The organism is Candidatus Binatus sp. (assembly GCF_030646925.1).
Classification (GTDB): Bacteria; Desulfobacterota; Binatia; order Binatales; family Binataceae; genus Binatus.
Map to the genome: position 1 here is coordinate 1 of NZ_JAUSKL010000019.1, position 14,166 is coordinate 14,166.

14 protein-coding genes are annotated in these 14,166 nt (G+C 61.7%); 2 read left to right on the top strand and 12 right to left on the bottom strand.

Annotated elements, in window-relative coordinates; all coding sequences use genetic code 11:
- Positions 1-169: 169 nt before the first annotated feature.
- The 4 genes from Q7S58_RS02000 to Q7S58_RS02015 all read right to left on the bottom strand — a co-directional run bounded on the left by Q7S58_RS02000 (position 170) and on the right by Q7S58_RS02015 (position 3,840).
- Entirely contained in the window at positions 170-1,276 is a 1,107-nt protein-coding gene (locus Q7S58_RS02000) for an SDR family oxidoreductase (protein ID WP_304820265.1), read from the bottom strand.
- Between the two features lie 166 nt (positions 1,277-1,442).
- On the bottom strand, positions 1,443-2,207 hold the full coding sequence (locus Q7S58_RS02005; RefSeq protein ID WP_304820267.1) for a VOC family protein: 765 nt from the start codon (positions 2,205-2,207) through the stop codon (positions 1,443-1,445).
- 14 nt (positions 2,208-2,221) lie between these two features.
- Positions 2,222-3,019 (bottom strand): enoyl-CoA hydratase/isomerase family protein, encoded by a 798-nt coding sequence (locus Q7S58_RS02010; RefSeq protein WP_304820269.1) that lies wholly within the window; start codon positions 3,017-3,019, stop codon positions 2,222-2,224.
- Positions 3,016-3,840, bottom strand: a complete 825-nt coding sequence (locus tag Q7S58_RS02015; protein ID WP_304820271.1) for an enoyl-CoA hydratase-related protein — start codon at positions 3,838-3,840, stop codon at positions 3,016-3,018. Before Q7S58_RS02015 ends, Q7S58_RS02010 begins: the two co-directional genes overlap by 4 nt.
- A gap of 155 nt (positions 3,841-3,995) precedes the next feature.
- Here Q7S58_RS02015 and Q7S58_RS02020 point away from each other — a divergent pair, with 155 nt between their 5' ends.
- Positions 3,996-4,787, top strand: coding sequence for an SDR family NAD(P)-dependent oxidoreductase (locus tag Q7S58_RS02020; protein ID WP_304820273.1), 792 nt, complete (start codon positions 3,996-3,998; stop codon positions 4,785-4,787).
- A 12-nt stretch (positions 4,788-4,799) separates the two neighbouring features.
- On the opposite strand, the gene Q7S58_RS02025 is transcribed toward Q7S58_RS02020, so the two are convergent.
- The 8 genes from Q7S58_RS02025 to Q7S58_RS02060 all read right to left on the bottom strand — a co-directional run bounded on the left by Q7S58_RS02025 (position 4,800) and on the right by Q7S58_RS02060 (position 12,863).
- On the bottom strand, positions 4,800-5,813 hold the full coding sequence (locus tag Q7S58_RS02025; RefSeq protein WP_304820275.1) for an LLM class flavin-dependent oxidoreductase: 1,014 nt from the start codon (positions 5,811-5,813) through the stop codon (positions 4,800-4,802).
- A 43-nt stretch (positions 5,814-5,856) separates the two neighbouring features.
- A complete protein-coding gene (locus Q7S58_RS02030; RefSeq protein WP_304820277.1) occupies positions 5,857-6,648 on the bottom strand; it encodes an enoyl-CoA hydratase/isomerase family protein in 792 nt (263 codons plus the stop codon).
- 28 nt (positions 6,649-6,676) lie between these two features.
- Positions 6,677-7,843, bottom strand: a complete 1,167-nt coding sequence (locus Q7S58_RS02035) for an acyl-CoA dehydrogenase family protein (protein ID WP_304820280.1) — start codon at positions 7,841-7,843, stop codon at positions 6,677-6,679.
- 33 nt (positions 7,844-7,876) lie between these two features.
- Positions 7,877-9,076 carry an acyl-CoA dehydrogenase family protein gene (locus tag Q7S58_RS02040; RefSeq protein ID WP_304820282.1) on the bottom strand — a complete coding sequence of 400 codons (1,200 nt, stop codon included), beginning with the start codon at positions 9,074-9,076 and terminating at the stop codon, positions 7,877-7,879.
- A gap of 51 nt (positions 9,077-9,127) precedes the next feature.
- The gene (locus tag Q7S58_RS02045) at positions 9,128-10,171 is read right to left on the bottom strand and encodes an acyl-CoA dehydrogenase family protein (RefSeq protein WP_304820284.1); all 1,044 of its coding nucleotides are present in this window, start codon (positions 10,169-10,171) and stop codon (positions 9,128-9,130) included.
- A gap of 74 nt (positions 10,172-10,245) precedes the next feature.
- Positions 10,246-11,361, bottom strand: a complete 1,116-nt coding sequence (locus Q7S58_RS02050) for a hypothetical protein (protein ID WP_304820286.1) — start codon at positions 11,359-11,361, stop codon at positions 10,246-10,248.
- 55 nt (positions 11,362-11,416) lie between these two features.
- Positions 11,417-12,397: a phosphotransferase family protein gene (locus tag Q7S58_RS02055; RefSeq protein ID WP_304820288.1), complete on the bottom strand. Its 981-nt coding sequence runs from the start codon at positions 12,395-12,397 to the stop codon at positions 11,417-11,419.
- Between the two features lie 61 nt (positions 12,398-12,458).
- Positions 12,459-12,863: a hypothetical protein gene (locus Q7S58_RS02060; protein ID WP_304820290.1), complete on the bottom strand. Its 405-nt coding sequence runs from the start codon at positions 12,861-12,863 to the stop codon at positions 12,459-12,461.
- Between the two features lie 131 nt (positions 12,864-12,994).
- On the opposite strand from Q7S58_RS02060, the gene Q7S58_RS02065 reads away from it, so the two are divergent.
- Positions 12,995-14,161 carry a hypothetical protein gene (locus Q7S58_RS02065; RefSeq protein WP_304820292.1) on the top strand — a complete coding sequence of 389 codons (1,167 nt, stop codon included), beginning with the start codon at positions 12,995-12,997 and terminating at the stop codon, positions 14,159-14,161.
- Positions 14,162-14,166 lie beyond the last annotated feature (5 nt).

Sequence of the window (14,166 nt, forward strand, 5' to 3'; positions counted from 1 at the left end):
TCCGCATAGAGGGAATTTCTCCCCCCATGCGGAAGCGCGATCGCGTCCGGCTATGAGCGAGAGACAGCATTGCCCCTCTCCCGAAAAGACGAGACGAGTATGGCCGCTCGACTTGCTCTAGTCAAGTTCGGCATACTCGCCTAAAGCAACGGGCGAGGGATGAAGAATTTCAGCGCGTTGGTGGTAGCAGGCGAAGTTCCTGGAAGCGGCGGAACCATTTGTACATCATGTCTTTGGAATCCATGCAGTCGTGGAAGCCAGCTTGGCGCGCCTTGATCGTACTGACGAGCATCGGGCGACTCACCAGCCCGCTTCCGACCTTGGTGCCGTACGCAAAATACGCGTCGGCAAAGTAAAACGATTCGCCGACATAGGCGTGCAGATCGGCGGGCGCGTCGAGATTGTATTTTTTCACGATCGCCGCCCACTCGTCCTGATGCCTGGGCATCTCTTCCGCGAGCAGCATCGGTTCGGGCGCCCCGACTTCCATGCCGAGCGCGTCGGCGACCGCAGGCCACAGATCTTCCCACGATGCGACGTCGCCATTGGTGCTGTTGAAAGTCTCATTGCGGCACGCGGGCGTCGTCGCGGCCCACTCCATCATGTTGGCGAGCAAGTCAACATCCACCATCTCGAACACCGACGGCGCTCCGCCGGGGAATGAAAGCGGCAGGCCGGCCTCGCGGCGAATCGCGGCATAGACACCGATCGGCGGGATGAGATTCAGGTTGCCGCCGATTGCTTCGCCGATCACGGCCTGGGGACGCAGGATCGTCCAATGCCAGCGTTTGCCCGCTTGTTTGGAGCGCAGGTAGTCCTCCTGCAGCCAGTAGAAATTCGCGTGTTGATGGCGCGGCGCGCGTTCGCGCGCAGGAATCGGAATCGGGCCGAGGTGCGCGCCGTATGCTTTCGTGCCCTGCAGCAGTGTCACGTGCTCGAGATTCTTCGCGACCGCTTCGAGCGGGTCGAAAAAATTTTGCAGCATCGTGAGATTGGCCTGCATCTGCTTCGGGTCGCGCCATCCGCCGAGAAGCCCGGGCTGTTCGCTTACGGCGGCATAGACGACGTGCGTGACGTCGGACATCTGGCTGAATACGTCGGCGCATCGATCTCGATCGAAGAGATCGACTGAGACCAGATTGGCGCGATCGATTTTGCGCGGCAGCCGGCGCGATACGGCGGTCACTTCCCAGTCGTCGAGCGCCGCGAAGTGGCGCACAGCGGCGAAGCCGACGAGGCCGGATGCGCCGGCAATCAGGATTTTTCGCTTAGGCATTGTCGTGCTCCAAGAGTAAGTGGGCTGTTTCCTGCACCCTCACCCTCCTCATCGCTTACGCGCTTCGGCGACCTCTCCCGCAACAAAGCGGGCGAGGTATAGGGCGGCAGCCGCCGCAGAATGACAAACAGTTTTCAGATTCCTCGGAACGAAAATTCACGACCTCTCACGCAAAGGTGAAGCGGATGCCTGCGATCATCACTTGGTCGTCGCTGATGCGGCGATGGATTTTCTCCGCGGCGGCGAGCAATCGCTTGCGATCGACGACGGCTAGTTCGATTCCGCCGAGTCCCTCGCCGCGGCCATCGGTCGCATCGACGAAGCGCAATTTTGCGTTTTCGAGTTGCAGAGTCGGATTGCCGCGCGCGTCCTGGGTGAGCGGAATTTCGACGATCTCACTCCATCGCGCGGCGAGGGCGTTGCGGTCGGGCGACTGAATTTCGGCCGCGGTGATCGCTTTCACCACTTCGGTGCGAACCGCCTGCTTCCAGTTTTTTCCCGCGGGCGCCCATGGACCGTCGGGCGCTTCGCCGCCGGGCTGAAAATCGATTTCGAGAAACGAGCCGCCGGTGTCGCGCGGATGAAGTTGCATCGCACAGTACCCGGGCGAGTCCTCCTCCATCACTTTGCGTATGCCCAGTTCGGCGACGCGCCGCTTGCGAGGCGCGTGATCGTCGCATTGCGTGATCACCATGTAGCCGCCGTCGCCGCCGCGGCGTTCGAGATAACGTCCGCCCGCGGTGTTGGGCTGAATCGGCGCGACGATTTCAATGAACTGGCTGCCGACCGGCAGCAGCGCGTTTTCGAGGCCGAAGACTTTCACGCCCGGATCCCGATAACCGACCTCGAGGCCGAACACGGTGCGGAGTTCGTCTATAACCGGAGACAGTTTGTTTGCGACCAGCGCGAGTTGGCGGAGTCGAAGCCACATAGTTGGATTCTCCTTTAGCGTCCCTTGAATTTGGGTTGGCGTTTTTCGACTTTGGCGGCGAAGGCTTCACGCGTATCTTCCGTCGTGAACATCGGGAGGTGGCGCGCGGTTTCCAGCGCGATGTAGCTCTCGAAGCCGGTTCGCTCAGCCTCGATAAAATTCGACTTCATCGTGCGGAGCGCAATCGGCGCGGCGTCGCCAAGGCGCGTTGCGATCGCGTTTACTTCGTCGCGAAAACGATCATCGGAAAAGACGCGCGAGACGAGGCCGATCTGCAGCGCGCGCTCGGCGTCGAACTTATCGGGCATGAAATATATTTCACGCGCCCGCGCCGCGCCGATTATCCTGGGCAGCGTCCACGGTCCGCCCATGTCCCCGGCCACGCCGACGTCGAGGAAGGCGGTGTTGAAGCGGGCCGCCGCCGCGGCGACGCGCAGATCGCACGCGCAGGCCCATCCGAAGCCGGCGCCGGCGCATGCGCCGTTGATCGCGGCGATCGTAACCGCGGGCATGTTGTGCAGCAGTACCGGGATGCGGAAATCGAAAGTCGGCGGACGCGCCTCGGCGGTGTCGAGACCGATGTCGCCCTCGACGATTCCATTCAGATCGGCGCCGGCGCAGAAGCCGCGGCCAGCGCCAGTCAGCACCAGCACGCGGATTTGCGGATCGTCCGCGACCGCCGCGAGCGTGTCGCTCATCTCGCGCATCATCGGACCGGCAATCGCATTCAGCCGGTCGGGACGATTCATCGTGAGCGTCGCGACGGCGCCGGCCTTTTCAAAGCGGATCGTTTTGAAATCCGTGCCGGTCATATTTTTTCTCCTCGCAAGCGCAGGAAGCGCGGCGGACGGCGTTCGACGAATGACGCGACGCCCTCGGTCGAATCAGGATGCACCAGCGCCTCGCGCATCGACACGTCGGCGTCGCGGATGGCTGGTTCCATTCCGAGTGACAGATGCCGATAGACCTGCGATTTGATCACGGCGATCGAGCGCGGCGAAACGTTCGCGGCAAGATCGCGCACGTAGGCGCAGGCCTCATCGACTACGCGATCTGCCGGCACGACGCGATCGACGAAACCGATACGGAGCGCTTCGGCAGAATCGATGCGCCGCGAACTCCAGAGCAGATCGAGCGCGCGGCTCGGACCGACGAGGCGCGGCAGAATCCAACTGGTGCCGTGCTCCGCGATCAGTCCGCGCTTCGAAAAGGCCGTGGTGAAGCTCGCAGTCTCGGCGGCGAACCGCAGATCGCACATCATCGCGAGCACGAAACCGCCGCCGGCGGCGACGCCGTTGATGGCAGCGATCACCGGTTTCGGAATCCGCAGCAGGTAGCTGAACAGCGCGGGCATCTCGTCGGCCGGCGGGCTCGCGTCGCCGTCGCTGGCCGGCTCCTCGCCCGACGTGGAGCGCGCTAGATCGGTGGTGTCGAGGCCAGCGCTGAAAGCGCGGCCGGTGCCGGTCACGACGATCCCGACGGCGGATTCGTCGGCGCCGGCGCGCCGAATTGCGTCGCGAATTTGGTCGATCATGCGGAAAGTGAAGGCGTTGAGTTTTTCGGGACGATCGAGGCGCACGACGGCGACCGCATCATTGAATTCCAAACTGACATTCGATTGCTCGGCTGCCACGCGATACCCTCCGACGGCCGATCCGCAAAAGATGGACGGCCTGTGATCTTGCTACAACTGATTCACCTGCATTTACAAGTTGCATCCGTATTTGCAAGTTGCGCGGCGGCGCCGGTGCGAAGTACGCTGACGCCTTTGATGAGAGGTAATCGCAAGTGACAAAGCTACTCGAGCAATTTGATTTCAGCGGCAAGGTCGTGGTGATCACCGGCGGCAGCCGCGGACTTGGTCATTCGATGGCGCTGGGATTCGCTGAATTGGGCGCGAAGGTCGCCGTCGCAAGCCGCAAGCTCGATTCGTGCGAGCAGACGGTCAAGGAAATCCGCGCGCTCGGCAGCGACGCGTCGGCGCACGCGATGCATGTCGGAAAATGGTCGGATTGCGATCGCCTCTTTGAGGAAGTTTATGCGCGCTGGGGCCGCGCCGACGTGCTGATCAATAACGCCGGCTTGTCGCCACTTGCACCGTCGCTGCTCGAGACAAACGAGGAGTTATTCGACAAGGTGATCGGCGTGAATCTCAAAGGACCATTTCGATTGTCGGCGCTCTTCGGATCGCGGATGGTGGCGGGCGACGGCGGCGCGATCATCAATGTGTCGTCCACCGCTTCGATTCGACCCGGCGCGGATACGGCGCCCTACTCCGCATCGAAGGCCGGGCTGAACGCGTTGACGATCGCTCTCGCGCAGGAATACGGGCCGAAGGTTCGCGTCAATTGCATCATCCCTGGACCTTTTCATACCGATATAAGCAAAGGATGGTCGCGTACGGAGGAGTTCACGCGTCGGGCGCGTGCGAATTTCCCGCTGCAGCGTGCGGGTGAGCCCGACGAAATCGTGGGCGCGGCGATCTACTTCGCGAGTCCCGCGGCGAGTTTCACCACCGGCACGACGCTGGTGATCGACGGCGGTTCCTCGAGTCCGTTCGTCAAGACGCCGCACGAGTAAGCGGGCGCCTCGCTAGTCGCGATAGAACGTATCGACGATCGCGGCGTGGTACTCGGCGAGCCGATTGCCGCCGACGAAATATTGCGGCGGCGAGAGCGTCATCGAATCGGCGTACTGCCACATTTTCTCGACGCGTTCGCGCGCGTCGTCGGGCGTGCCCGCGATCGCGAAGGTCGTGACCATCTCGTCGGGAACAGCTTTGAGCATCGCGGCAGAATCGTTGCGCTGCGCGGCCTCGATCACCGCGTTCGCCTCGGCGCCGAATCCGTGCGCCGCGTAGTATTTCTGATACTGCGCTATACTCGAATAGAAGGCGACCGTGCCGCGCATATCATCGATCGCCTGCTTGCGATTAGGCGCGACCGCGGCGTAGTTCCACAAATTCACGTGGAACTGATCGCGCTTGCGGCCCGCCTCGACGAGCGTTTTTTCGAGGCGTTGCGCTTGCTCTGCAATCCAGCGCATCGACCAAACCGGATGACCGAGCAATCCGTCGGCGACGCGCGCCGAGAGCAGCACGGTATTTTCGAACAGCGCGGGCACATAGATCGGTATCGAAGTGCGCGCCGGTTTCCGATTGCTGACGCCGGTCAGATCGAGCTTGTGATACTTGCCGTCGAGCGCGCGGAGTTCGCCGGTGTGGCCGCGCTCGACGATCGCGCGGACGGTCTGCACGACTTCGCGCAGATGCTCGACCGGTTTGCCGTACACGATTCCATGCGCGCGTTCGTTCCAGGTGCGCACGCCGGTGCCGAGTCCGAGCACGACGCGGCCGCCGCTGATGCGATCGAGGTCGAGCGCGCTGAGCGCGGTCTCGGTAGGGCTCCGCGTGAACGCGAGCGCGATCCCGGTGCCCAGCTTGATCCGTTTGCTGGCCATCGCGATCGCGGCCAGCGTCACGAACGGCGGCGAGTGCAGTTGCGGTACCCACACGCCGTCGAGCTCGAGTTCCTCGAAGCGCCGCACCGTCGATTCGATCTCGGTGGCGGGCATCGCCTGGATGATCTCCCAATATTTGCGCTTCATCTATATCCTCGACAGTTCCGCGCGCGATTCGATTCGCTGTGGATCATTTGCCCGCGAATTGTCCGGGCCGCCGTTCGGCGACCGCCTTGACGCCTTCGCGATGATCTTCGGTTTTCGACAGCCAGTTCTGCTCGACGAATTCGAGATCGGTTTGCGCCTTCACCGCCTCCGCGAGACCGCGGCGCATCGTGGCGCGAGTCGAGAGCACTGCGAGCGGCGCGTTCTCGGCGATTTCTTTCGCGAGTCCCGTCGCGGCTTCGCGCAGTCGCGCTGGTTCGACCAAAATATCGGCGAGTCCCCACGCGAGAGCCTCTTCGCCGGTGATTCGGCGGCCGGTGTAGAACATCAGGTTCGCGCGCTGCTGCCCGATCAGACGCGGCAGCGTGTGGGTCAAGCCAAAGCCGGGATGAATTCCGATTTTCACGAAGTTCGCGGCGAAACGCGCCTCCGGCGACGCGACCCGAAAATCGGCGACCAGCGCGAGTCCGAGGCCGCCGCCGATCGCAGCGCCCTGAATCGCGGCGACGACTGGCTTCTTGCACGCGAACAGCCGCACCCCTTCGGAATACAGCGGATTGCCGCTGGCAGGCGAGTCCGACCCGGCCGTGCTGCCGAACGAGCGCTGCGCGAAGTTGGCGCCCGCGCAAAATGATTTGCCTTCGGCTGACAGCACGATCGCGCGGCACGCCGGGTCGGCGTCGAGCGCGTTGAACGCGTCGGCGAGATTTCTGATCAACGCGACATCGAAAAAATTGTGCGGCGGCCGATGAATCTCGACCTGCGCCACAAATTCATTCAGCGCAACCGACACGTCGCCATACTTTTGTTCCGTCATGATGATTTCTCCTCGTTGGTAGTCGTGCTCATCGTTTGAGGCCGAGCAGATTGCGCGCGATGACCCATCGATGCACCTCTGACGGGCCTTCGTAGATGCGCATCGCGCGCACTTGCGACGCCATCAGTTGCAGCGGCATCTCCTTGGTCATGCCCATCGCGCCGAAAGTCTGCATCGCGTGATCGATGATGCTGGTCGCCATCTCGGTACCGAACACTTTGATCATCGACGCCTCGGTGCGCGCCTCGCGGCCTTCATCGATCTTCCACGCCGCATCGTAAGCCATCAGGCGGCAGGCGTGAATCTGCGTCGCGGCGTCGGCCACCCACCATTGAATCGCCTGGCGCTCCGAAAGCGGCGCGCCGAAAGTGCTGCGTTGCGGCGCATACTCGCAGATCATGTCGAGCGCTCGCTGCGAAAGTCCAACGCACCACGCGGCCATCTGCACGCGACGCGTCGAAAGCCGAAGCTGCATCGGTGCGAAGCCGCGGCCCAGTTCGCCGAGCAGCTTGGACGCGGGCACGCGACAATCCTCGAGTACGATCTCATACGTGTAGATGCCGCCGATCATCGGAATCTTGCGCGCGATATTGAATCCGGGCGTGCCCTTGTCGATCAGGAATGCCGAGATGCCGCCGCGCGTGCCCGCGCTCTTGTCGGTAACCGCCATCAGGATCGTGAAGTCGGCATCGGCGGCGCGGCTAACCCAGATTTTGCGCCCGTTGATCACCCACGAATCGCCGTCGCGCACCGCGCGCGTTTTCATCGAGGCAGGATCGGCGCCGGCGCCCGCTTCCGAAATTCCGATCGCCGAGGTCATCTCGCCGCGTGCGTACGGCTCGAGATATTGCGCGCGCTGCTCTGCGTTGGCCGTCGCGAGCAGCATCCTGAGATTCGGCGAATCGGGCGGCAGCGTGTAGGGCGTGACGGTGCGGCCGATTTCCTCGTTGACGCCGTTCATCGCTACCATCGGCAGATCCGAGCCGCCGACTTCCTTCGGCGCGTCGAGACCCCAGAGGCCGAGCTCGTGAGATTTCCGATCGACGCGCTCGCGTTCCGCCGCCGACAGCACCGTTCCGCCGCCCGCGGCTTCGCGTTCGAGCACGCTTTTTTCGAGCGGGATCAGTTCGTCGTCCACGAAACGGCGCACCAGATCCTGCAACATCCGATGCTCTTCACTCAGCGCAAAATCCATTTCTCCACCTGAACGCGCGGCGTCGCCCCCGCGTTATCGCGGCAGTCCGACCAATTGACGGCCCATGATGACGCGCTGAATCTGGCCGGTGCCTTCTACGATGTTCAACGCCTTCACGTCGCGATAGAGCTTCTCGATCAAATGATCGCCGCGCGCGCCGACCACCCCGAGCAACTCCATCGCCAGCGTCGCGATATCCTGTGCGATTTCCGCCGCGTACACTTTGCCCATCGACGCCTCGACGATATTGGGCTTGCCCTGGTCCGCGAGCCAGGCCGATTTCAGCACCATCAGCCACGCCGCGCGGAGTTTGCGCTGAAACAGTTCGAGGCGATCGCGCACGCGCACCTGTTTCACAAGATCGTTCGCGCGCGCGAAGGCGATCGATTCGTCCAGCGCGGCGCGCGCAATCCCGATCGCGCTCGCGGCGACGCCGGGCCGCGATGCGTTCAGGGTGCTCATTGTCGATTTGTAACCTTTCGAACTTTTTTCGCCGCCGTCGGATTTCTCCGCCGAGCGGCCAGCTTCGCCGAGCAGATTGTTTTCCGGGATACGGCACTCCTCGAGCGTGAACGAGGTGGACTCGTACGCCTTGAGGCCCATTTTCTTTTCAATTTTGAAGCCGCCGAGCCCGGGCGTTCCCTGCTCGACAAAAAACGCGCGCTGTCCCGAGCGGCCTTTCTCCGGATCCGCGTTGGCCTGCACCAGGATCCAATCGGCGCGGCTGGCGTTGCCGATAAAACACTTGGCGCCCGTGAGGATCCAATGTTTTCCGTCGCGGCGCGCGCGCGTCTTGAAGTTCGCGGTGTCGGAACCGCCGCCTGGCTCGGTCAGCGCGAAACTCGCCCAGCGCGGTCGATCGGGCTTGAGGAACGGACCGAGAAATCGCTCTTTTTGCTCCTCGGTCGCGGACGCCAGCACGATTCCCTCCGGCAGGCCGACGCCAGGATTGGCAATCGTCATGCCGCGATCCCAGTACGAAATCTCTTCGCCGATGATCACGCTTTTCAGCACGCCACCGCCCGACGATCCGCGCGCCGGCTCCGCGCCCGGTCCATGCCATCGCGTGCGCCCTCCCCCGTGCTCGAGGTAGCGCCGAAAATACGGGTGATCTATTGGCAAGGGAGCGCCATTGCGATCGGCTTCGAGGCCGGCCGGACGCACTTCACGCTCGCCCCATTCGCGCGTCTCTTCGATCTCTCGACGCAACTCTTTATCTATTTCGAAATCCATGTTCGTCCGCCCCGGCTCCAGGAACTGAGTATATTGGCATTAGTCAGTTGACTATTCGAGAAATTTGCCGGCGTCATCGCGCGCGCGATCGATACCGCCCATCCAGAGGCCCAGCGCCCGCGACTCGCGCATCGCCTTTTCGACCGGATAATCCTGCATGAAGCCGTGGCCGCCGAGAATCTGCACGCCGTTGGGCCCGATAAATCGCGACGCCTCGACTGCTTCGACGAACGCAGCGGCGGCGTGCTGCGTGCCGTCCTCGCCGCTATCGATTTTCAGCGCCGCATCGTGCACCAGCAAGCGTACGCTCTCGACTGCGGTGTACATATCAACGATCAGAAACGCCAATCCCTGGTGATGCGCGATCGGACGCCCGAATGCTTCGCGGTTCATCGCATAGTTGCGCGAAAACTCGCTCGCACCGCGGAGCACGCCGAGCAGCAGCGACGCGGCATAGAGTCGGGCCTTTGCCAGCGCTTGTGCCGCCTTGCGCGGATCCTGCCACTGCGCGATCACGGGCGCGTGCTCAAGCCTGAGCGACGCGCTGCCCGCCGCGCGCAAACCGCTGCCGCGCAAGGGCTGCAGCGAACTTCCGTGCTCGACGACGCGCGCGCCGGTGTCGCTCAGGATAACGACCAGGTCGGCGCGACCGCTCGGAATCCACGGCACCGCGCCCGACACGCGGCCATGCTCGACGTCGAACGTGCTGTCGGATTCGAGCACCAGCACCGCGCGCTTGCCCTCTGTCTCGACAATCGGCCGCGCGAATTGAGCGAGCGCATTCAGACCGCCGAACGCCTCGAGCGCGTAAAAGGCGGGGCCCAGCCGATCGAGCGCGAGCGCCGCGCCCGGATCGACCGCACCCATCTCCTCGTTGACGAGCACCCGCGCGAGCATCCCGAGGCCGCTGCCGCCGAGGCTTTCCGGCAACTCGAGCCGATCGAAGCCCGCCATCGCAAATTCTCGCGAGACTTCGCCGTCAACGCGCCGGTCCGATTCGAACGTCCTGATCTTGGGCAGTACCCGTTCATTCGAAAAACTGCGGATAGTATCGACTATCAGTTCGAGATCCTCGTTCAGTGAGAAATCAATCATATTTGTGAACCCGTTTAGTATATAAATGGCTACGCAACGCAATAGCTATTTGAATTTTAACTTGATTAGTCACTTCAGAATGTCGGCAAATGCTGGATGTCTTTGTATTTGTAGTAGCCGGGACCGACGCCATACTCCATGATTCCGAAGCCGGTATCGTTGCCGCATCGCCATTCGATCAGGTGATCGCTGAGCGTGCTCGCCTCGCGCAAAATCGCCGGATCGTTCAAATCCCAGACTTCGTGCTCGCAGTAGTATTCGCCGCGGCTATCGCCTTGCTGCCAGCCGCGATACCCGCCGTAGCCGCCGCCTTTCAGATGCCATCGCGGTGGATGCGAGACGAACGATACGTGCCGCGACTCGCCGTTTTCGAAAAACAAATCTATATCGCCGCTTTTCAGAGTTTGCACGACGCCTGAGGTCTCCCAGCGAAACTCTTGCTCGGTCCGCTCGAGAATCCACCCAGGCTCGATCTTCGTGCCGAGCGGTCGAGCGATTTCGCCGGTGAAATAGCTGTAGCGGCCCGCCTTGCGTTCGACGAAGCGCCAGTGAAGCGCGTAGTCGGCGAACTGCGCGACCGACCAACTAAACAAAAAGGGCGCGAACTTCGTTTGGTTCGAAGCCGCGCTATCGGTTCTGAGTGGCCGCCGCGTGCCCCATGATCGATCGCGATGACTCCACCAGTTGCTCTCCGTCATCGCCACTTGCTTGCCCGGAATCCGCAACTGCCCGCGCGCGCGCCCGACCTGGTCGAAGCGCGATATATCCTGCACGACGCGGCCATTGCTGCGGCGAAAATCGTGCTCCTCTTCATGCGGATTCATCGTCGCGGTCCACTCGATATCGAAGCTGATGCCGGACGGATTCTCGTCCAGCCTCATCCGAAAGCGCCTCAGGCCCTCGAGTATCTCAATCGACAGCGGACCGATTTTGATGTCGTAGGGATTTGGACGCAGAGTACGCGAAGCTCGAAAATTATGCTGCTTCCCTTGATGCCACACCGTGGCGAAGCCGTCCTGCACGTTGCGGTTCGGATACTGCCCGATGCCGCAGCCGACGATCATGTCCTTGTTGGTCACGTCGTAGAGGCTGATATAAACGCGCTCGGTCCAGCTCGGATCGCTGGTGTAAACGTGATCCATCGTGGTGGGCAGTTGATGACAAAGGAACTCGTCCCACGGCGTCAGCATCTACTCATTCTCCATCCGCACTGTGTAATCGCTCAATACTCACTTGAATACTCTGTCAAAAGCCGAGCGCTTTTGCCGCCATATCAAGCACGACCGGAACTGAGTATGTAGTACGGGCGAGCCGCAAATCCTTGTTCCGGCCGTCGGCGAAGAGACTCGAAGCGCTGATCCAGAACGCGGTGCTCCGCATCATGTAGAGGATTTCATAATAGCGGCAGACGTCGAGATCGATTTCGAGGCCGGTGAGCCGCTGATAGTGTTCGAGAAAGAACTCGCGCTCGACGACGCATGAAAGAAGCGGCGAGCCTTCCCGGTTCAGGTCCGAGAGGACGTAGGCGACGTCATACATCGGGTCGCCGATGACTTGGAGTTCCCAATCGATTACGGCGGCGATCGCATCGTCGCGTATGATCAAATTACCAGTGCGATACGCGCCGTGTACGAAGGCAAGGCGCTGCGCGGCTGGGGCGTTGGCCTTCAGCCACATCAATAGTTCGGTCAGGACAGGTTCGGGCTTATGATTGGACTCCGCGATCAGCGCTTCCCATTTGGCAATTTCGCGGAGGACGAAATCCCTGCCGGCGCCGGGCACGCCGAGAAACTCGAGGCCCGCGGCGCGCCAATCGAGATTGTGGAGTTTGGCCAGGGTCTCGACAAAACTTAGGGGTAATTTTCCGCGACGCGCGGCATCCGCATAAATCTGTTTGCCGGCTCGCGACCACGGATTCGGGACCTCGCCTTCGATTTTCTCCATTATGAAAAACGGGCCGCCGAGCAGCGCGGGATCGTCTTCGTACCAATAGACGCGGGGCGTCGGCACGTCAGTCGCCTCGAGCGCTTTGAGCACCCGATACTGGATTTTGAGGTCGGAAAATTCGCGCAGCAGCGCCGCACCGGGATCCTTGCGAAGGCACATCCCGCGTTCGATCGTGTCGCCGTTCTCCCGCCAGCGCGCTTTGAAGACGTAGATTTCGTGCGACCATCCGCCCGCCAGATGAGTCAATTCGCTGAGCGTGATATCGCGCGCGTCGGGCATTTTCGCCTGCAAAAAGTCGCGGATTGTCTCCGTTGTCGAGTGCTTAGGGTTCACCTTGCAATCAGCCTTTTTTCGGCGCGGCGATTTTCAAGTCCTGATCGAGGAGTTCACGGAGCGCCTGTCGAATCCGGCGATTCGCGCTCGTGAAAATTTCCTCGCCGAGCATTTCGCGCCGTGCGTAGAGTCGTTCGATTGCGTTGCAGAGGCGCGCTTCCGGATTGTCGCCGTCGACATTCGCGGCGTCGGAGCTATCGAACAATTTTGCGAGATCTGCAAACACCGATTCGAGCGCGGCGTGCTTGGCGGTTGCGATATCACTCCGTTCCGTTACTTGCTGCGAGAGAAATTCCAGAATCACGGCGGCCATGAATGCCTGCGACTTTGGATAAGGTTCCGCAATCGCCGGCGCGATTACTGTGCGCAGCGAACTGATTACTTCATCGAGCAGTCGTTTCGCGGGAAGCATGCCGGATATTACGAATGAATGCGCCGGAAAAACAAATTCGATCTTCGCGGCGCCGGACCGACGCTGCTTGACAACTTGAGATTGCGTTGAATAGTTCTCAGGCTCACATTCGTTCCCAGCGAACACGGAAGATGATGAATACTATCAAAGACAAGGTCGCGATCTGCGGAATCGGCGAAACCAAATACTACAAACGCGGCACCGCGCCGGTGCCGGAATTTCGCCTCGCCTGCGAAGCGATCATCAAGGCCGCCGGCGACGCGGGTATCGCTGTTACCGACATCGACGGATTCGCGTCGTACAGCAACGAGCGCAACGACGCATCGCGCGTGGCGACCGCGCTCGGGCTGCCGCATTTTTCATTCTCGAATATGTTCTGGGGCGGCGGCGGTGGCGGAGGTTCGGGCGCAGTCGCCAATGCAGCGGCGGCGGTCGCGGCTGGCTATGCGAAATACGTGGTCGTGTTTCGCGCGCTGGCGCAGGGACAGTTCGGGCGCTTCGGACAGGCCGCCCCCGCAAAATCGATCTCGGGCGACTTCGCATACACGTTGCCATACGGATTGATGTCGCCGGCGCAGATGTTCGCGATGCGTGTGCGCCGTTTCATGCATGAGCATCATGTGGAGCAGGAAGCCTTCGCCGCGGTGGCGCTCGCGGCCTATCATCATGCGCAATACAATCCACGCGCGGTGATGTACGGGCGTCCGCTCACGCGTGAGGCTTACTACGAGTCGCGCTGGATCGTCGAGCCGTTTCATCTTTATGATTGCTGCCTCGAAAATGACGGCGCCGCGGCGTGCATCGTCACGACTGCTGAGCGCGCGCGCGATCTAAAGCCAAAGCCCGCGTACCTGATGGCGGCGGCGCAGGGTTCCGACTATCGGCAAAACGCGCCCGCGCACAATGCTCCCGATTACGCGACCTCGAATTTCAAGACGCTCGCGCCGCGACTGTTCGAGATGGCGGAAATCGGGCCGCAGGATGTGGACGTCTTGCAGGCCTACGAGAATTTCACCGGCGGCGTGGTGATGAGCCTGGTCGAGCACGGTTTCTGCGATGCCGACGCGGTGATGGGTTTTTGCACCTACGAAAATTTCGCGTGGCCGAACGGCAAGCTGCCGCTGAATACGAGCGGCGGCAATCTGGCTGAGTGCTACATGCACGGACTCGAACTGGTGCTCGAGGCGGTCCGGCAGGTGCGCGGCACTTCGACTTGTCAGGTGAAGGACGCCGAGATTTCGATGGTCGTGTCCGGACCGATGGTGACGCCAGTCAGCAGCCTGATTTTGCATGGTTGAGGAAT